Genomic DNA, 19,486 nt, shown 5'->3' on the forward strand with positions numbered 1-19,486 from the left:
ATTTAATATTATTAGGAGGGGGAGTATGTCAAAGAAAAATAATACTAAAGAGATTATGAAGTTTGCAGGTACGTACATATCGGTTTGTATTGGATCTGGATTTGCGACTGGACAGGAGATCATGCAATTTTTTTCAGCTCATGGAATAGGAAAAAGTGTTTTTTCAGTTTTAGTATGCATGATTATACTATCTTATTGTGGAGCTAAACTATTAGAGATAGGTAAGAGTGCTAATTTAAGATCATCTAATGATATTTTCAATTACTTATGGGGAGAATCTATAGGTGGTATATTCAAACTATTTATGCCGGTATTTTTCCTTTGCAGTTTTGTAGTTATGGTATCTGGAGCAGGTGCATCTATTAATCAGTATTATGGATTAAGTAAGGGGATAGGAAGTATAATAATGATTACCTTATCACTTATATCAGTTTTATTAGGAATGAACAAAGTAGTAGATATATTAGGTAATATAGGACCTATTATTATAGCTGTATCTCTGGGTATAGGAATTATCACTATATCAAGAAATTATGACAATCTTTTAAATGCAGAGAATATTATTGCAACTCTCAATGTAACTAAAGCTGTAGATAACTGGCATTTAACAGGCATTATTTATAGTGGCCTCAATGTAATTATTGTTACGACTTTTTTAGTAGGAGTAGGAGAAACATCAAGTAATAAAAAAAATTGTATTTGGGGAGGTATTATAGGTGGTGTAGCATTTATGGCAGCATGTTTAATTCTAAATCTAGGGATATTATCTGATATAGGAAATATTTGTATGAATGAAATACCAACGCTATATATGGCAGATAAAATAGGACCTATAGTAGGAATTTTATTTTCATTTATTTTAATAGCCGGAATTTATACAACATCAGTTCCACTTTTATGGAGCGTATGTAATGGATTTGCTAAAGAAGGCACATGGAAATTTAATTTAATTGCTATTATGTGTTCTATAGTAGCTTTAATTGGGGGTAAAATACCATTTTCAGCATTGGTTAATTTTATATATCCTATATCTGGAGCATTAGGCGTGATAATAATAATTGGTATATTTATAAAAAGTATTAACTTAGGAAAATATTAGAAAAATATATTTATAAGAGTGTACATAAAATTTTGGATAGACAAATTTGGTTAATATGAATTTAGGTACAGTAATAATAGATTACTTATTTGATTTAGAAGATAATTTAGGAAAAGCTTTGATAGTTTAAAAGAAAATTTAAAAATAATGCTAATACCTTATGAATATAGTACATTACCTATATTATTAAAAAATCAGAAAATAACAAAAATTTAGAAAAATTAATGATGTATTTATTATAGAATGATATAATAAATAAAAACTATAAAAACTAGAAGGAGAGTATATATGGGGGAATGTAGTTTTAAATATGGAAATGATAAATTAAATACATTCATTAAGGATGAGCATGTAATTCAAACATTAAAGCCACAGCAAGTAGAAAAGATAAAATATATAGAGGATGAAGTATATAGAGTGCTAGACAATCCAATAGGAACTATGCCACTAAAGGATATTGTTAAACAAGGAGAGAAGGTAGCAATCATAGTAAGTGATATAACTAGAGTTTGGATGAAAAGTAATAAGTTTGTTATTCATATAGTTAATTATCTTTCAGAATTAGGCATAAAAGATGAAGATATATTTGTAGTAATTGCATTAGGTGGACATAGAAAAAGCACAAAAGAAGAAATGATAGCAATAGTAGGAGAAGAAGTAATCAATAGAATTAAAGTATATGACCATGAATGTGAAGATAAAGAAGAATTAGTTTATCTAGGGGAATCAAGTAAAAAAACTCCTATTTATTTAAATAAAAGAGTATATGAAGCTGATAGAGTTATATTAACAGGGGGAGTAGTATTCCATATATTTGCAGGATTTGGCGGTGGAGCTAAATCAATACTACCAGGAGTTGTAGGAATAGAAACAATACAGGCAAATCATAGATTAAGTTTTAATCCAGGAAAATCTAGTGGATTAAATCTAAATGCAGGACCGAATAGAGTAGAAGGAAATCCGTTGAGAGAAGATATGAATGAAGTTTGTAAAATAGTAAATCCAGACTTTCTATTTAATGCAATATTAGATACAGATGGAGATTTTATAAAGTTTGTTGCAGGGCACTATTATGATGCATGGTATGAGGGCTGTATGTTCATAAGAAATCTTTATGGGGTACGAGTGAAAAATCAAGCTGATATAATAGTAGCATCAGCTGGTGGGTATCCAAAAGATATTAATTTATATCAAACTATAAAAACAATGGATAATGCTTTGTATGGGGGAAAAGAAAATAGTGTATTAATTCTTTTAAGTGAGTGTAGAGATGGACTAGGTGCAGATGAATTTGCTGACTGGTTTAAATATAAAACATTAGAGGATATGGAAAAAGCATTAAAAGAGAATTTTACAGTACCTGGATATGCAGCATATAAAACAGCTTATACAGCTAGGTATAGAAAAGTTATACTTCTATCAGATATAGATGACAATATAATAAAAGATTTCAACATGATACCGTGTCATAATTTAGATGATGCTATGAATATGGCATATGAAATTTGTAAAGAAGAAAATCCAAAGGTAATATTAATGCCTTATGGAGGTAATACATTACCGATTTCGATATAAGTAAAAAAGCTATTTTAAAGTAGATATTATTTACCTTAAAATAGCTTTTTTACTTATATCTTATAAATTTAGATAGTTTAGAGAATGTCAACTAATCGAAGTGAATCTTTTATTTTAATTAAAAATAACTATTTTAACTTTGGATTGTTTATAACAAATTTCATTAAGAAAAATACTGGTATGGTAGATACAACTGGTGCTAGCATTGGTGCAAATACTTTACTTATATTTAATACATTAACCATTAGTAAAATAACTCCCATATTTAATACATATTCAAATATATAAACCAAGAATGTAAGTAAAAATTTCTTGAAAGAAAGGTTATTATTTTTAAATGTATATTTTGAATTTAAAAAATATGAAGCTGTTATGCTAATGACACTTACTATTGTATATGCTATTAAATAATTCATTTTTAATCCAAGAAATAATATAAGATAAAATATTTGAGATATCCAGAAATTACTTATACCTATTATATTAAATCTTATATACTCAACAAACTTAGATTTGGTATTTTTTAAGTTAAAAGAAAAATGCTTATTCATTTTCATAATCTCCTTTTAAATTGTAATATAAGTAATTATATAATAATAAAAAAAAGTTGTATATACAGGTTATTATGCCTAAAATTTAAAATCAAATTATAAATATTAGATACATATCTTTGAATATATCTAATATTTATAATTGAAATGTTAGTAATATTGTTTCACTTGATATGATTACCATTATATTTTTAAAATCAGCAAATATAATGGTAAAAATGAATATATATATATGAGACATAGTTAAAAATACATAATTCATATTCTATAATTGATTTAAATTATAACTTACTTAAATGCTAAGGGAACTATGATTTTTGGAGGTTTAGTTATGAAACAACCTAGAAAATATGATTATAGAAGCTATTTGCCAGAGAAGATATATTTTGAATATCTAATGAGAAATGATGAATTAGAAGAAATAAAGTTAACTAAGGAAGAAATGGAAGCTATAAATTTAAAAGATGTAAAGGGATATACTAAAAGAGAATGCTCAAAAAAAATGGGGATATCAAGGAAAAACTTTCAAATTTTAATAGAGGAAGCTCGAAAAAAAATTTCAAGGGCATTAATCGAAGGAAAGTCAATAAAGCTAATTTTAGAAGAAGAAGTTGAGGAAGAAGATTTACATGACGTAAAAGCCTGTAAATTTAGATGTGCCATATGTGGATATATTTACTATGTAAATTATGAATATCAAGACATTGTTTGTCCGAAGTGTAATTCAAGAAAAGTGATGTCAAGTGAAGATGCTGGATTTATCAAAAAATGGTCATATAAGAAGTAGATAATAATTGACTTAGTAATTTTAGTCTGATATTATTACTTTAATGCCACAATCATATAACTTGAATCTTTTATTCAAGATTTTAGGAATAGAGGAGATGACAAGGTGAAAATATTAGACACAGTAATAATAGGAATAGATTTAATGCTATTTATGTATTTTTATAATGTAGCAATAAATACGACTGATATGACAACAAGATTAATATCTTGTGCAGCTATGACTTTTGAAGTTTATTTTATTAGAAAACATATAAAAATAATGAGAAAGATAAATATAGCAAAAGATGAAAATGTAACGAAAGATAAGTAATAGTTAATAATAAAAGTACCTAAATTTAGGTGCTTTTTTAATTCTTTAAAATTTTTATATGTATAGATCTTATATTAAATTAATTATGGTAAATTATAAATTTAAAAAGGAAAATAATAAATATATTATTTTACATAGGAGGAAGATATGAAGAGACAATTTGAAATTAGTTATTCTTTTGGATATGTATATGACAAAAGTAAATTAGTTGCTATGTATCCAGTTGGTACAAATATAATTAATGAAGATGAATATGAAATGGAGGTTGAAGTAGCATTTTTAGAAGATGGTATAGAAGCAGCTTTTGAAGATGAAGATATAAAGATTGCAAATGACACAATGAAGCCATTAGAAATGTTTTTAATGAAACCTAATAAAATTATACCTTTTGTGGAAAACATAAAGGATGCTAATACTAAAGAAGAATTAAGTAAATTAGTAAAAGAATTTGATGAAGAATATGAAATGAAAAATAACTACATAGAAAAAGGTTATAAAATAGTAGATTTTTATGACGTATTTAAAAATGTAGTAGATTTTATTCCGCAAGAGAATTTAGAGAATTTAAATATACTAAAAATAGAATATGATGATTTTAGATTGGATGATTTTCTAAATGACATAAGGAATAATTTAGATGAAGTAATGGATAGTGACTTAATACCTTTAGCAATGGAAAAAAGCAATCATACTCCAAGATTATTTGTAAAATCGAAAAATAATGAAAGTAATAGTTTTTATGTACCATTTGCAGTAAATGGAAGCTCTCAAAATACAAAAATAGTTTGTGCAAATAAAGAGAAGATAGATGATGTAAATATAGATATAGGAGATTTAGAGATATCTATGACGAAGGACGCAGGTTATATTATTGAAAGAACAAATAATATATTGACTTTCAAAATAAGCAATTTTAATAGTCAAACAGAAAATAATAATCAGATAACTCAAATTGTTGACTATGCTGGGAAAATAAAGCCTATGATGATAGAGTTTTTAAATTCATATATTAAAAATATTTAAATAAATTAGTATATTACCATTGATTTTGAAAAATAATAATCTTATCAAATTTATTATTCTAAATTAGCTTAATCAGAAAGGATTTAAATATGATTAGAAAAAGGTTTTTTATATTAATGGTAATTTTAATATGTACAATAGGATTAATATCCTGTAACAGAAATGAAAAAACAGAAATAAACCCTATTGATATGGAGGTTAATATAGGACAATTACCTTATGATGATTTAGAAAAAGAATGGTCAGTTATGAATATGGATAAATATATTTTAAGAACTGCTCAACAAATATGGAGCACTTGGTCCAGTGTGGATAAGATATGGCCAGGTGTAGATTTCTCGAAATATAATGTCTTATATGTTTCCACAGATGGAGAGAATGCTTGGTTAATAAATCCTAAAAATGAAATAACGAAATTTAGTGGAAAAGATTTACCTGATAAATTTAAGGCTACAGGTGAAGAAATGAGTTTTACAAGTTCAGAAGAGACTTTAAATGGAAAACCAACTATAAAGGTAGAGGTAAATCCGAAAATGTTTGAAGAACCGTATAGTGTTAGCGAATTTAAATCATTACCAACTGGTACGAATTTATTTCCTTTTACTGTTCATGAGGAATTTCATCATTATCAAAATACCTGGAAAATTAATGATATAAATCAAGAAGAGTTATTGCAAGAAGGGATTGAAAATTTTGAAGCGAGACAAGAAAGACTTGAAATTTTAAATTGTTTAAATAAAGCTGTATTGGACCCAGATAAAGAAACACAGTACCTAGAAGCTGCAAAATGGTGGTTTAATAAGTATAAAATGGATAATGAAAAAGAATATAATATGATCAAAAGTATAGATATTTTAGAAGGTACAGCTAGATACTTTGATATGGCAGTTAATGTTAGGTCAATAAAAGGAATGGATATTAGCGAAGATGAAGTCTTTAAAGTATATCAAAATATGGTAAGGGAAGACTATACATTTTCATCAGATAGATTTTTCGGATTACCAGATGAAGAGTCCTATGATATTGGTGGTTTATGTGGTATTATTTTAGAAAAACAAAATAATAAAGAATGGAAAAAAGAGTCTGAAAATGGAACACCACCATTAGAAATCCTTTTAAAGAATTATAAACAAACACCTCAAGAGCCCTCACCTGAAGTTAAGAAAATTATAGAGGATATAAAATTAAAAAGAGAGCAATTAAATAACGAAGAAGAATAAGGTATTTAAAATAATAAAAAGAAAAGTTGATTTCAAAATAGAAATCAACTTTTCTTTTTATTATTGAAGTTTATAGTTATTGCTGATTATACATTCCATGGCTAGACATATAATCATAAATTTTTTTGCCATGTTCTTGTTCTTCTGTTTGAATATGGTTTAAAACATTTCTTACATTTTCATCTCTAAATTCAAAGATTGCTGTATTGTATGTAGAAGAGACATATTTTTCAGTTGATAGTAAGTCAGTACAAAGTATTTTATCTTCTTGATTGTAAGATGGCATTTGAGGATTTACATTTATATTGTTTTTTAATGTATTTCCTTGCATTTGAATACTTTGTTGTGGTTGATTATTTTGTTGATTTTGTTTACTTCCAGTGCTAGGAACTGTTCCATTTAGTAATTGGTTAATGCTGTTTAAATGTTGTTGTTCTTGTTGTTCTAATTGGTTAAATAAAGATTTTAAATTAGGATAACTAGCTTTTTCTGCTGCTTGTTTATACTTATTTACACAAAGTTCTTCATGTTCTTTTTCATCTTGTAGTAACATTCTTTCTTTATTATTTAAATTAATCATGAAAAACACCTCCAATCTTATTTTGCATATAATCTTATAAATTATTCCCTAGTGAACATAGATTTTAATTTATTGTAAAAAATAATATAAATAGTTTAAAGATAGTGAATAAGGAGAAATTCGTATGAATAATAATAGTGTAAAAATAATACCCTTAGGGGGACTTGGAGAAATAGGTAAAAATATCACAGCAATAGAATATAAAGATGAAATAATAGTCATAGACTGTGGGGTGTCTTTTCCTGATGAAGAAATGTATGGAGTAGACTTAGTTATACCTGATATAACTTATTTAATTGAAAGAGAAGATAAGGTAAAAGGTTTATTCTTAACTCATGGTCATGAAGATCATATAGGAGCAATACCATATATATTAAAACAATTAAATATGCCTATATATGGAACAAAATTAACTCTGGGATTAGTTGAAAGTAAATTAAAAGAACATAATATTTTAGATTCATCAACATTAAACTCTGTAAATCCAGGGGATATAGTTCAATTAGATAAAATAGGAATAGAGTTTATTAGAGCTACTCATAGTATAGCAGACTCTTGTTCTTTAGCTATATTTACACCAGTAGGAACTATAGTTCATACTGGTGATTTTAAAATAGACTATACGCCGATAGATGGTTTAGTTATGGATTTAAATAGATTTTCAACTTTAGGAGATGAAGGAGTACTTTTACTATTAGCAGATAGTACAAATGTAGAAAGAGAAGGTCATTCCATATCTGAAAAAGTAATAGGAGAAACCTTAAATAGAATTTTCTCAGGAGCAAAAGGAAGGATTATTGTAGCAACTTTCGCTTCTAATATACATAGGATGCAACAAATTGCAAATGCATCGATAAAAGAAAATAGAAAAATTGCTTTTAGTGGGAGAAGTATGGAAAATGTATCTAAAGTTGCTATGGATTTAGGTTATCTTCATATACCTGAAGAGTCAGTTATAGATATAGATGATATTAATAATTATCCAAATGAAAATATAACTATAATAACAACAGGAAGTCAAGGAGAGCCAATGGCAGGTCTATCGAGAATAGCTCATGGTTCTCACAAAAAAATAGAAATATATAAAGATGATTTATTTATTATTTCGGCATCACCAATACCGGGGAATGATAAGATTATTTCAAGGGTAATAAATCAGCTATTTAGAAAAGGTGTAGAAGTGATTTATGAAGATTTAGAAGAGATTCATGTATCAGGACATGCATATAGAGAAGAATTAAAATTAATCCATACATTAGTAAAGCCAAAATATTTTATGCCAGTCCATGGAGAATACAGACATCTAAAGCATCATAGTGACTTAGCTATAAAACTTGGTATGGATCCAGAGAATGTTTTTACATTAGAAACTGGTCAAGTTTTAGAAATATCAGAAGATAAAGCTGTGACAAGTGAAAATGTACATACAGGAGTATTGTATGTAGATGGAATCGGTGTTGGAGATGTAGGAAATATTGTTCTAAGAGATAGAAGATATTTAGCTAATGATGGTATGGTGACAATAGTTCTAGCTATTGATAGAAATACTTATGAGATTGTAGCAGGGCCAGATGTTATAACAAGAGGATTTATATATGCTAGAGAATCAGAAGATTTAATAAAGGATATAAAAGATATTTCTAGAACTGCAGTCGAAAAATATTTAGATGATAAAGTTTTAGAATGGCAAGTATTAAAAAGTAGTGTAAAAAAATCTGTGGAATATCATTTATATAGTAAAACAAAAAGAAGACCTAGTGTGTTTCCTATAATAATGGAAGTATAAAATAAAAAAAGTAATGTCAAAAATCATAGTTGTCTCATAGTATAAGTTAGAAGTTGAATAGAACTTCCAAAATAATGACAAGGGGGCAGTCTGATGCTAGACAGATTTTTTGGAAACGATGAATGTTTTGGAATGGGATGGTGGATTATAGTATTATTCTTCTTATTCTTAGCATTCCAAGATGTATGGGTAGATTTTGATATTTGTGCTTGGATACCATTCTTAATATTATTATTAATAGTTTGTGGTGCAGGCGACTTTTTTGACGGTGGATGTGGCTGCTAACGTAAAGAAGTTTAAGAGTACCGATTAATTTCGGTACTCTTTTCTATTAATATAAACATTGAATATGCGCTTTAGAAATAATATAATTTAATAAGTGTAAGATAAAGTTTATTAGGAGGGGAAAATATGATTTATGGAAATTTAAATAACGATAATGATTTAATGAGGTTCTTACCAGAAGCATTGAAAAGAGGAATTTCATTCCTGAAAGAAATTGATTTATTAAATTGCGAAGCTGGAGAGTATGAAATACAAGGTAGGGATATATATGCAAATATAATTGATACCCAAACTAAACAAAAAGAGTGTATAAGACCGGAAGTACATAGAAAATATATAGATATTCAGTATTTATGTAAAGGGAGTGAGATAATAGGATTTGCAAGAGATTGTAACGAAAATATTGTTTCAGAGGAATTATTAGATAAAGATGTTATATTTTATAATAAAGTAGAGAATGAATCTGAATTATTATTAGCTCCAGGTGACTATGTAATTTTTTTCCCAGAGGATGTTCATAGGCCTGCATACACAAATGGAGAAAATAAAAATATAAGAAAAGTGGTAGTAAAGATAAATGTTGATTTAATCAAATAATATACAAAATAGCTTATATTAAAATATTGCAATTTTATTTAAATTAAGGTTGTTCAATTTGATATAAGCGTTTATTTTATATAATAAAAATATGGAAAAATTATATGAAAAAAAGATAGATAATATTTAGTTAAAACTATCTTGAAAAATTTTGTCTTAAATTGTATAATATAAACTTAAGTTGAAAAGCAAAAAATAAATACAAGCTTTTTAACAAAATACAAATAAAAATATATATAAAAATACGGTTATCAAATAAGAGTAAAAAAATTAAATATTTAGTGAGGTGGCGTTATGAAGATAGGATTCGATCATAAGAAATATCTAGAGGAGCAGTCAAAATACATATTAGAAAGAGTGAATAATTTTGACAAGCTATATTTAGAATTTGGTGGAAAGTTAATAGGTGACTTACACGCAAAGAGAATACTACCAGGATTTGATGAAAATGCTAAAATCAAAGTTTTACAACATATGAAAGATCAATTAGAGGTAGTTATATGTGTATATGCTGGTGATATAGAAAGAAATAAAGTAAGAGGGGATTATGGAATCACTTACGATATGGAAGTTCTAAGATTAATAGATGATTTAAGAGCTTATGATTTAGATGTAAATAGTGTTGTAATAACAAGATTTGAAGGACAACCTGCTACAACAGTATTTATAAACAAATTAGAAAGAATGGGGATAAAGGTATATAAGCATGCTCCTACAAAAGGATATCCAACAGATGTAGATACAATAGTAAGTGATGAAGGATATGGTGCAAATCCTTATATAGAAACGACTAAACCAATAGTTGTTGTAACAGCTCCAGGACCAAATAGTGGTAAGCTAGGAACTTGTTTAAGTCAGTTATACCATGAAAACAAAAGAGGAAATAGTGTTGGGTACTCTAAGTTTGAAACATTCCCAGTTTGGAATTTACCGCTTAAACATCCAGTAAATATAGCATACGAAGCAGCAACAGTTGATTTAAAGGATGTTAATATGATAGATTCATTCCATCTTGAAAAATATGGAGAAACTTCAGTAAACTACAATAGAGACTTAGAATTATTCCCGGTTCTTAAGAAGATAATAGAAAAAATAACTGGAAAAGAGTCTATATTCCAATCTCCAACAGATATGGGTGTTAATAGAGTTGGATTTGGTATAATAGATGATGAGGTAGTAAGGGAAGCTTCTAAGCAAGAAATAATAAGAAGATACTTTAAAACAGCTTGCGAATATAAAAAAGGTCAATTTGATAAGAGTGCTTATGACACAATAAAGTTAATAATGGAACAAGTTGGACTAAAGCCTGAAGATAGAAAAGTTGTTATTCCATCGAGAGATTACAGTGCAAAGTTAAAGGAAAGTGCACATAAGAGTGATACTTGTCCAGTTGTTGCATTAGAATTAGAAGATGGAACAATATTAACAGGTAAGGGATCTAACTTAATGAATGCAAGTGCTGCAGTAATATTAAATGCAATAAAACACTTAGCAAATATATTAGATGATATGCATTTATTATCTCCTGCAATATTAGAGCCAATTGTAAATTTAAAAACAAAGACATTAGCAAGTAGAACTCCAGAGTTAAGCTGTGAAGAAATATTAATGGCATTAAGCGTAAGTGCTGTTACTAATCCAACTGCATATGCTGCTATGGAAAAGCTTCCAATGTTAAAAGGAGCACAAGCTCATTCAACTACTATATTAAGTAAAACTGATGAGCAAACATTTAGAGAGCTTGGAATAGATGTAACTTGTGATCCTGAATATCCATCACAAAATCTATACTATGCAAACTAATATAAAGTAATGAAGACAAATTTAGACCATTCTACATAAGTAGGATGGTCTTTTTAATAAAAATACAAAATACGAATAAAAATATACACAAAAATAAATACATTTACGGTTATCAATAAGGAATAAATACTTAGTTCCTTGGAATAACTATTTTAAAGGTTTTTAAGGAATTTTGCAAGAAAAAAATTAAAAAATATGAAAATATTTTTATTTTGATAAAATAGATATAGTAAGCGGAATTTTTTATTAAGTTAAGTGGGGTGATATTTTGAATGACAATAGAAAAATAATTCATATAGATATGGATGCCTTTTATGCATCTGTTGAGCAAAGAGATAACCCAGCACTAAAAGGAAAGCCTGTTGTAGTTGGAGGAAGTCCGGAGAGTAGAGGAGTTGTAGCTACGTGTTCTTATGAAGCTAGAAAATTTGGAATACATTCAGCTATGCCTTCTAAAATAGCTTATAAAAGATGTCCATATGCAATTTTTGTAAGACCTAGGTTTGATGAATATCAAAGGGTTTCAAGAAAAATTAGAGAAATTTTTTATCGATATACAGATTTAGTAGAACCATTATCATTAGATGAAGCATACTTAGATGTTACTGATAATAAAAAAAATATAGAATACGCAACAACAATAGCTAAAATGATAAAAAATGATATCTTAAGAGAAACAAATCTTACTGCATCTGCTGGTGTATCATATAATAAATTTCTAGCAAAGCTTGCATCTGATTATAATAAACCTAGTGGGTTAACTGTAATAACGCCAAAGGATGCTCAAGAATTTCTGGATAAGCTTCCGATAAATAAATTTTTTGGTGTAGGAAAGGTTACTTCAAGAATTCTTAAAAATTCAGGAATAAACAATGGATATGATTTAAGACAGTTAAGTATACATGAATTAGAACAAATATTTAAAAATAGGGGATATTCATTTTATCAATTGGCAAGGGGCATTGACTTTAGACCAGTGGAACCATATAGAGAAAGGAAGTCAATAGGAGCAGAAACAACCTTAAGTCATAATTTAAATATTGATGATGAGGAAGTCACTGAAATATTAGATGGACTTTGTGAAGAAGTAGCGTATAGAACAAAGTATTCTGAAAAATTAGGGAAAACTATAACATTAAAAATAAAATATGAAGATTTTACACAAATAACTAGAAGCATTAGTGTAGAACATCCTATTTGTACTCAAGGAGATATAAGGATTCATGTATATAACTTACTAAAAAATGTACATTCTGAAAATAGACAAATAAGACTATTAGGAGTTACCCTATCAAACTTAGTAGATAGTAAGGATGAATTTACTAATATAACCATTTTTGAATATATAGATAGCATAAAAAAAATTTAATATTTTATAAAATAATGCCTAATTGTTGATATTTAAAAATTTAATAAATATAATAAAAGTATATATAAGTTTTTAAAATATACTTTTGTTATATTTATTTTTTATTAATAATATAGGTGTATCTTAGGATGCTTAAAAGGGAATATGGTGAAATTCCATAACAGCCCTCCGCTACTGTAAGAATGACGAAGGCTTAAGAGTTTGGAGACTCTAACTCCACTGGTGTATGCTGGGAAGGAAAAGCTTGTAGGATGAGTTCGAAGTCAGGAGACCTGCCTAAATATGCATTAATCTTTCGGTGGGAAAGAATATGTAATATGAGGGTTATTTTTTATATAAATATATTTTACTATTACATATTAAGTATTTCTGTGCATCGATTATATTCAACAACGGGAATAATTTATGTTACCTTTATTTTATTAGTATGGAGGTAATTTTTAGAACCAAGGTCGGAATTGGTTCTTTTTTTATATATAAATTTTAATATTTAAGAAAGTATTCCATTCTATAACATTAAGAGGATAGTATTCATAATTTATTACATACAACTTAGGTATAGAGGAGGAATTACTTATGTGTGGAATTGCAGGATGGTGTAATCTTAATGACAATATAAAAGATTATACAAATACAGTTGAAGATATGATTGAAACCTTGAGATTTAGAGGGCCAAACTCAGAAGGAATAAAAGCATATACGCATGCTATTTTAGGACACAGAAGACTAGCTATAGTAGATCCAACAGGAGGTATTCAACCTATGACTAAAGTAATAGGAGATAGAGAGTATACAATATGCTATAACGGAGAACTTTATAATACTGAAGAGGTAAGAGAAAGTTTAATACAAAAAGGGTATAAATTTAATTCATACTCTGATACAGAGGTTCTTTTGATTGCATATATAGAAGATGGACCGTCCTGTTTAGACTATATAAATGGTATTTATGCTTTTGGAGTATGGGATGACTACAAACAAGAGTTATTTTTAGCAAGAGATCCACTTGGAGTAAAGCCATTATTTTATACATTTAAAAATAGATCTTTAGTTTTTGCATCAGAAGAAAAGGCATTATTAACACATCCATTAGTAGAATCTGTAGTAGATAGACAGGGATTTTTAGAGCTTATATCCCTTGGTCCAGCAAGGAATCTTGGTAGTGGTATTTTTAAAGATATAAAGGAAGTGCCACCTGCTTATAGCCTAACTTTAAATAAAAAAGGCATTACCTTAAATGAATATTGGAAACTTGAGGCGAAAGAGCATGAACATAATATTGAAGAAACTAAAAAATATGTAAGAGATTTATTAATAGAGGCAATAGAAGGACAGCTTGTAAGCGATGTACCAGTGTGTACGTTTTTATCAGGAGGGCTAGATTCAAGCATTATATCAAAGGTAGCATCAGATGCCTTTAAAAGAAATGGAAAAGATACTTTAAATACTTTTTCAATAGACTATACAGACAATGAAAAATACTTTAAGAAGAACTTATTTCAACCAGATTCAGATGCATATTGGGTAAAAGTTATGGCGGAATACTTAGGTAGTAATCACCATAATGTTGTATTGGATAATATAGAACTTGCAAGAGCGTTAAAGTCTGCAACTATAGCTGCGGATTTACCTGGTATGGCAGATATAGATTCATCTTTAGATTTATTTTCTAAAGAGGTTAGTAAACACGCAACAATAGCTTTATCAGGAGAATGTGCAGATGAAGTTTTTGGAGGATATCCATGGTATACTAGAGACTATGATTCTATAGATATATTTCCATGGGCAACAACTATAGTTTATAGAAAAAATATATTAAATGATAGTCTAAAAGATATTCCTATAGAGGAGTATGTAAAACAGGCTTGTAGAGATAGTATAGCGAAGACACCAAAGCTTTATGGTGAATCAAAAGAAGATTCTATAATGAGAGAGCTATCTTATTTGAATTTGAAATGGTTTATGGTTACTTTATTAAATAGAAAAGATAGAATGACTATGTGTAATAGTTTAGAAGGAAGAGTACCGTTTGCAGATAAGAGATTAGTAGAATATGCATTTAATATGCCGAAGAATATAAAATTACTCCATGGAAGAGAAAAAGGATTATTAAGAGAAGCTGCAAAGGGAATTTTACCAGAGTCTATTGTTGAGAGAAAGAAAAGCCCATATCCTAAAACTCATAATCCAATATATACAAAAGAAGTATCAAAAATTTTAGATAATATTTTGAAAGATAGTAAATCGCCTATACATCAGATTATAGATGAAGAATTCGTTAAAAATTTAGTACAAACTGGAGGAGCTGCATTTAATAAACCTTGGTTTGATCAGCTGATGACAGGACCTCAAGTAATAGCATATTTAATTCAAGTAAACACTTGGATGGAACTTTATAATGTAGATCTTCAAATATAAAACAAATCCCATGCAGTATTATTTACCTGCATGGGATTTACTTTATATTACTCCATAAGTATGTTTTCTATGGAACCTTTATCTATTATTTTTATTATGTCTTTAGTATAGTCAATTAGTCCAAGATCTTTCATATTTATAAGTTCTCTAGATAAAGAAGGTCTTGGTATACCTAGAGATTCTGAAAGCTTTTGCTTTGTCATGTTTAGTTTTATAAAATTAGTACCTTGTATGTTAGATTCTTGAATTAAGAAGTTACATATTTTTTGCCTAATTGTACTAAATGATAATCCTGTTATAGATTTATTTAAAGTTATTATTTTGTTAGTTAGATCGTTTAAAAATAGTTTCAAGAAGTCAGGATGATTTGTACAAAAATAGATAAAGTCATCCTTGTCTATGAACATTATTTCACTATTTTTTGAAGCTATTACTGTAGCTGGATATAGAGAAGTATTAGAAAAAGCAATTATTTCACCAAATAAATGTCCAGAGCTAAAGGAAGAAACATGAACTATTTTATTACTAGTCAGTATCCTTTTTATATCAATACCTCCACTTAGCACTAATCCAATTTTATCACAAGGTGAATTTTCAAGAGCTATAATATCATTTTTATCGTATTTATTTATACTATATTTAACATCTTTAAAGAATTCCAAAAGTTCCTTTTTATTTTTATTTCTTAACATTTTATCACCACACATTATGTAAATATTTTGTTTATATAAGCACTATTATATATAATATCCCATAAATTTAGAATTACAAATGTACATTATGAAAAGATAATTTTTTAATAATTATAAAGTAATCTGTTTATGTTGAGGAATAAAATATTTAATGTTACAATGAGTTTACAGGTGTATATACAGTAACAGGGTTAGGGGGATATGAATAATGACAATAAACTTAATAGAGAATATAAAAAGGTTAAAGTATGAAAGGAATGCTATAATACTAGCGCATTATTATCAACTACCAGAAATACAAGAATTAGCTGATTATGTAGGAGACTCATATTATTTAAGTGAAGTAGCGAGAGATTGTAAAGAAAAAGTAATAGTTTTTTGTGGAGTTAAATTTATGGGGGAAAGTGCTAAAATTTTATCTCCAAATAAGAGGGTTTTAATGCCTGTAGTAAATGCGGGCTGTCCTATGGCGGATATGGTGAATGAAGAAGGAATAGTAAAACTAAAAGAAGAGTATCCAAATGCACTAGTTGTTTGTTATATAAATTCAACTGCAGAAGTTAAGTCTCATTGTGATGTTGCAGTAACATCGTCAAGTGCTCTAAATATACTAAAGAATATAGATGAAAATCAAGTATTATTTGTACCTGACAAGAATCTAGGAGGATATATAGAAGAGAAATTACCAGATAAAGAATTTATATTATGGGACGGTTATTGTAAATATCATAATAAAGTCAATGAATCAGAGATACTTGATTTAAAATCAAAATACAAAGATGCAAAGGTATTAGCACATCCAGAATGTAGGCGAGAGGTTAGGAATTTAGCTGATTTTGTAGGTTCAACTTCCGGAATAATTAACTATGCTACAAGCAGTGAAGAAAAGGATTTTATAATTGCAACTGAGGAAGGTATATTATATGAGTTAATAAAGAAAAATCCAAATAAGAATTTTTATATACCAGGAAATAGAATTTGTTGTGAAGATATGAAGAAAACTACTTTAGAAGATGTATATGAAACGCTTTTAAATATGAAAAATGAAATAATTATAGAAGAAGATATAAGACAAAGAGCATTAAATTGTTTATTAAATATGCATAGATACACAGGTGATGAAAATGAAGCTTATATATGATGTATTGATAGTAGGGAGTGGAGTTTCAGGATTATATTGTGCACTAAATTTAAATCCAAGCCTAAATATCTTAGTAATATCAAAGGAAGATATAAGCAACAATAATACATACCTTGCTCAAGGAGGGATATCAACGGCGAAAGGAAAAGAAGATATAAGTGTGTTTATAGAAGATACTTTAAGAGCAGGGCAGTACAAGAACAAATTAGAATCTGTAGAAATTCTTGCAAATGAATCTATTGATAATATAGAATCGATGGTTAATTATGGACTTAATTTAGATAAAATAAACGGGGAAGTTGCATTTACAAAGGAAGGTGCTCATAGTGTAAATAGAATTGTATATAGCAAAGATACTACAGGAAAGGCTGTCTTTGAAACATTAATAGAGGAAGCTAATAAAAGGAAAAATATAACGTTATATGAATATACATGCCTAACAGATATAATCACAACTAATGGTAAGTGTATAGGAGGAATTGTTATAAAGGATCAACAAGAAATCATTATCTGTTCTAAAGTAGTTGTACTAGCAACTGGAGGAATAGGAGGATTATTTAAAAACTCTACGAATCAAAGGCATCTAACGGGGGATGGACTAGCTATAGCTCTTAAACATAATATAAAAGTTAAAGATATAAATTACATACAAATTCATCCTACAGCTTTTTATGAAGAAAATAGTGAGAGTAGAAAGCTATTAATATCAGAATCAGTAAGAGGTGAAGGTGGTAAACTTTTAAATAAGCATGGGGAACGATTTGTAGATGAGCTATTACCTAGAGATATAGTGAGTAAAGCTATTTTCAAACAAATGAAAAAGGATAATAGAGAGTATGTATATTTAGATGTAACTCATTTAGAAGATAAGTATTTAAAAAATAGGTTTTCATTTATATATGAGCAATGTTTAATAAGAGGCACTGACATAACTAAGGATTATATAAAAGTAGCTCCAGCACAACATTATTTTATGGGGGGAATAGAGGTTGACTTAGATTCAAAAACATCCATGGATAATTTATATGCTGTAGGTGAAATAAGCTGTACAGGAGTTCATGGTGCTAATCGATTAGCAAGTAATTCACTACTAGAAGGTTTGGTATTTTCTAAGAGAGCTTCAAATCATATAAATGAGAATATAGACAATATAGATATTAGTCATATAAATTATAATGAGTTTAAAATAGATTTACTTAATTTATCAAATAAAGATATAGTGTTAAATGAAATAAAAAGTATAAGAGGGGATTTAAAAGATGAATTACTTGCTAATTGATAAAATGATAAAAGATGCTCTAAATGAAGATATTTCAAATGAAGACATAACTACAAATTCAATTATAGAAAAAAATTCAAAATCTGAAATAGATTTAATCTGCAAGGAGGATGGTGTATTAGCAGGATTAGATATATTTAAAAGAGTATTTTATATACTTGGAAATGTAGATGTTACCTTATTTAAGTCAGATGGAGATAAGGTTAAGAAAGATGAAAAGATAGCATTATTAAGAGGGAATACTAGAAACTTATTAGCAGGAGAAAGAGTAGCTTTAAATTATTTACAAAGAATGAGTGGGATTGCAACAAAGACTAATAGATTTGTAAAAAAACTTGAAGGAAGTAAAACAAAGTTGTTAGATACAAGAAAGACAATTCCTAATATGAGAAATTTAGAAAAATATGCTGTAAAAGTTGGAGGAGGTTGTAATCATAGGTTTAATCTATCTGATGGCATATTATTAAAGGACAATCATATAGATGCCGCAGGAGGAGTTAAAAAAGCTATTGAGTTGGCTAGAAATAATACTTCATTTGTTAGAAAGATTGAGGTTGAAGTAGAAGATTTAGAAATGGTTAAAGAAGCTGTAAAAGCTAAGGCAGATATAATAATGCTTGATAATATGGATATAGATATGGCAAGAGAAGCTTTGACTATAATAAATAAAAAAGCAACTGTAGAATTTTCTGGAAATGTGAATATAGATAATATTGAAGAAATAGGAAAAATAGGTGTTGATTATATTTCAGTTGGAGAATTAACTCATTCTGTTAAAGCTTTAGATTTAAGTATGAAAAATTTAAGAAATATTTAATTTTAAGGGTTATCTTAGAATAGAAAGTTTTTATATCTATTCAAGATAACCTTTAACTATAGAAAAATATAATAGATAAAAATAAAAAATCATAATTTAATAATATATAAAATTTCAAGAATATATTATATACTAGTATGATAATCAAAAAT

18 protein-coding genes and 1 riboswitch are annotated in these 19,486 nt (G+C 27.8%); of the genes, 15 read left to right on the forward strand and 3 right to left on the reverse strand.

The genetic code is table 11. The features are described from left to right. Window positions 1-25: 25 nt before the first annotated feature. Both H8923_RS11200 and larAH10 read left to right on the forward strand, forming a co-directional pair. Window positions 26-1,099 (forward strand): YkvI family membrane protein, encoded by a 1,074-nt coding sequence (locus H8923_RS11200; RefSeq protein WP_153925007.1) that lies wholly within the window; start codon window positions 26-28, stop codon window positions 1,097-1,099. Window positions 1,100-1,387: 288 nt separating this feature from the next. After that, window positions 1,388-2,674 (forward strand): NPN-dependent 2-hydroxyacid racemase, LarAH10 family, encoded by a 1,287-nt coding sequence (gene larAH10 / locus H8923_RS11205; RefSeq protein WP_153925010.1) that lies wholly within the window; start codon window positions 1,388-1,390, stop codon window positions 2,672-2,674. Window positions 2,675-2,802: 128 nt separating this feature from the next. Here larAH10 and H8923_RS11210 read toward each other — a convergent pair whose 3' ends face one another. Beyond that, window positions 2,803-3,225, reverse strand: coding sequence for a GtrA family protein (locus tag H8923_RS11210; protein WP_172976685.1), 423 nt, complete (start codon window positions 3,223-3,225; stop codon window positions 2,803-2,805). A 331-nt stretch (window positions 3,226-3,556) separates the two neighbouring features. Here H8923_RS11210 and H8923_RS11215 point away from each other — a divergent pair, with 331 nt between their 5' ends. From H8923_RS11215 to H8923_RS11230, 4 genes are all read left to right on the forward strand, one after another. Next, entirely contained in the window at window positions 3,557-4,012 is a 456-nt protein-coding gene (locus H8923_RS11215) for a DUF134 domain-containing protein (protein WP_153925016.1), read from the forward strand. Window positions 4,013-4,117: 105 nt separating this feature from the next. After that, window positions 4,118-4,324, forward strand: coding sequence for a hypothetical protein (locus tag H8923_RS11220; RefSeq protein ID WP_153925019.1), 207 nt, complete (start codon window positions 4,118-4,120; stop codon window positions 4,322-4,324). A 147-nt stretch (window positions 4,325-4,471) separates the two neighbouring features. Continuing rightward, complete coding sequence (locus H8923_RS11225) at window positions 4,472-5,347, forward strand: hypothetical protein (RefSeq protein ID WP_153925022.1); 876 nt, start codon at window positions 4,472-4,474, stop codon at window positions 5,345-5,347. An 89-nt stretch (window positions 5,348-5,436) separates the two neighbouring features. Beyond that, window positions 5,437-6,567, forward strand: coding sequence for a hypothetical protein (locus tag H8923_RS11230; RefSeq protein WP_153925025.1), 1,131 nt, complete (start codon window positions 5,437-5,439; stop codon window positions 6,565-6,567). A 76-nt stretch (window positions 6,568-6,643) separates the two neighbouring features. Here H8923_RS11230 and H8923_RS11235 read toward each other — a convergent pair whose 3' ends face one another. Beyond that, complete coding sequence (locus tag H8923_RS11235) at window positions 6,644-7,147, reverse strand: spore coat protein (RefSeq protein WP_153925203.1); 504 nt, start codon at window positions 7,145-7,147, stop codon at window positions 6,644-6,646. A 124-nt stretch (window positions 7,148-7,271) separates the two neighbouring features. On the opposite strand from H8923_RS11235, the gene H8923_RS11240 reads away from it, so the two are divergent. From H8923_RS11240 to asnB, 6 genes are all read left to right on the forward strand, one after another. Further along, window positions 7,272-8,933: a ribonuclease J gene (locus H8923_RS11240; RefSeq protein ID WP_153925028.1), complete on the forward strand. Its 1,662-nt coding sequence runs from the start codon at window positions 7,272-7,274 to the stop codon at window positions 8,931-8,933. A 93-nt stretch (window positions 8,934-9,026) separates the two neighbouring features. Further along, entirely contained in the window at window positions 9,027-9,218 is a 192-nt protein-coding gene (locus H8923_RS11245; RefSeq protein ID WP_153925031.1) for a hypothetical protein, read from the forward strand. 126 nt (window positions 9,219-9,344) lie between these two features. Then, entirely contained in the window at window positions 9,345-9,815 is a 471-nt protein-coding gene (locus H8923_RS11250) for a YhcH/YjgK/YiaL family protein (protein ID WP_153925034.1), read from the forward strand. A gap of 294 nt (window positions 9,816-10,109) precedes the next feature. After that, complete coding sequence (locus tag H8923_RS11255) at window positions 10,110-11,618, forward strand: DUF1846 domain-containing protein (protein WP_153925037.1); 1,509 nt, start codon at window positions 10,110-10,112, stop codon at window positions 11,616-11,618. A 268-nt stretch (window positions 11,619-11,886) separates the two neighbouring features. Then, complete coding sequence (gene dinB, locus H8923_RS11260; protein ID WP_153925040.1) at window positions 11,887-12,987, forward strand: DNA polymerase IV; 1,101 nt, start codon at window positions 11,887-11,889, stop codon at window positions 12,985-12,987. A gap of 97 nt (window positions 12,988-13,084) precedes the next feature. Further along, a riboswitch (cobalamin riboswitch) is annotated at window positions 13,085-13,281 on the forward strand. Window positions 13,282-13,563: 282 nt separating this feature from the next. Continuing rightward, window positions 13,564-15,405, forward strand: coding sequence for an asparagine synthase (glutamine-hydrolyzing) (asnB, locus tag H8923_RS11265; RefSeq protein WP_153925044.1), 1,842 nt, complete (start codon window positions 13,564-13,566; stop codon window positions 15,403-15,405). 47 nt (window positions 15,406-15,452) lie between these two features. On the opposite strand, the gene H8923_RS11270 is transcribed toward asnB, so the two are convergent. After that, window positions 15,453-16,097, reverse strand: a complete 645-nt coding sequence (locus tag H8923_RS11270) for a Crp/Fnr family transcriptional regulator (protein WP_153925047.1) — start codon at window positions 16,095-16,097, stop codon at window positions 15,453-15,455. A gap of 208 nt (window positions 16,098-16,305) precedes the next feature. Between H8923_RS11270 and nadA the strand changes: the two genes are divergently transcribed. Genes nadA through nadC form a run of 3 tightly spaced genes read left to right on the forward strand, consistent with a single transcriptional unit; the run spans window position 16,306 to window position 19,334 of the window. Beyond that, window positions 16,306-17,238, forward strand: a complete 933-nt coding sequence (gene nadA, locus H8923_RS11275) for a quinolinate synthase NadA (RefSeq protein ID WP_153925050.1) — start codon at window positions 16,306-16,308, stop codon at window positions 17,236-17,238. Continuing rightward, entirely contained in the window at window positions 17,222-18,517 is a 1,296-nt protein-coding gene (locus H8923_RS11280) for an L-aspartate oxidase (protein WP_153925054.1), read from the forward strand. The genes nadA and H8923_RS11280 overlap by 17 nt, the downstream gene beginning before the upstream one ends. Next, window positions 18,498-19,334, forward strand: a complete 837-nt coding sequence (gene nadC / locus H8923_RS11285; protein ID WP_172976686.1) for a carboxylating nicotinate-nucleotide diphosphorylase — start codon at window positions 18,498-18,500, stop codon at window positions 19,332-19,334. Before H8923_RS11280 ends, nadC begins: the two co-directional genes overlap by 20 nt. Window positions 19,335-19,486: the final 152 nt, after the last annotated feature.

Source organism: Romboutsia faecis, assembly GCF_014323405.1.
In the GTDB taxonomy this organism is placed as follows: Bacteria; Bacillota; Clostridia; order Peptostreptococcales; family Peptostreptococcaceae; genus Romboutsia_E; species Romboutsia_E faecis.

Coding starts and splice junctions, on each gene's coding strand:
- H8923_RS11200 (WP_153925007.1), top strand. CDS start 26: ATGTCAAAGAAAAATAATACTAAAGAGATTATGAAGTTTGCAGGTACG.
- larAH10 (WP_153925010.1), top strand. CDS start 1,388: ATGGGGGAATGTAGTTTTAAATATGGAAATGATAAATTAAATACATTC.
- H8923_RS11210 (WP_172976685.1), bottom strand. CDS start 3,225: ATGAATAAGCATTTTTCTTTTAACTTAAAAAATACCAAATCTAAGTTT.
- H8923_RS11215 (WP_153925016.1), top strand. CDS start 3,557: ATGAAACAACCTAGAAAATATGATTATAGAAGCTATTTGCCAGAGAAG.
- H8923_RS11225 (WP_153925022.1), top strand. CDS start 4,472: ATGAAGAGACAATTTGAAATTAGTTATTCTTTTGGATATGTATATGAC.
- H8923_RS11230 (WP_153925025.1), top strand. CDS start 5,437: ATGATTAGAAAAAGGTTTTTTATATTAATGGTAATTTTAATATGTACA.
- H8923_RS11235 (WP_153925203.1), bottom strand. CDS start 7,147: ATGATTAATTTAAATAATAAAGAAAGAATGTTACTACAAGATGAAAAA.
- H8923_RS11240 (WP_153925028.1), top strand. CDS start 7,272: ATGAATAATAATAGTGTAAAAATAATACCCTTAGGGGGACTTGGAGAA.
- H8923_RS11245 (WP_153925031.1), top strand. CDS start 9,027: ATGCTAGACAGATTTTTTGGAAACGATGAATGTTTTGGAATGGGATGG.
- H8923_RS11250 (WP_153925034.1), top strand. CDS start 9,345: ATGATTTATGGAAATTTAAATAACGATAATGATTTAATGAGGTTCTTA.
- H8923_RS11255 (WP_153925037.1), top strand. CDS start 10,110: ATGAAGATAGGATTCGATCATAAGAAATATCTAGAGGAGCAGTCAAAA.
- asnB (WP_153925044.1), top strand. CDS start 13,564: ATGTGTGGAATTGCAGGATGGTGTAATCTTAATGACAATATAAAAGAT.
- H8923_RS11270 (WP_153925047.1), bottom strand. CDS start 16,097: ATGTTAAGAAATAAAAATAAAAAGGAACTTTTGGAATTCTTTAAAGAT.
- nadA (WP_153925050.1), top strand. CDS start 16,306: ATGACAATAAACTTAATAGAGAATATAAAAAGGTTAAAGTATGAAAGG.
- H8923_RS11280 (WP_153925054.1), top strand. CDS start 17,222: ATGAAGCTTATATATGATGTATTGATAGTAGGGAGTGGAGTTTCAGGA.
- nadC (WP_172976686.1), top strand. CDS start 18,498: ATGAATTACTTGCTAATTGATAAAATGATAAAAGATGCTCTAAATGAA.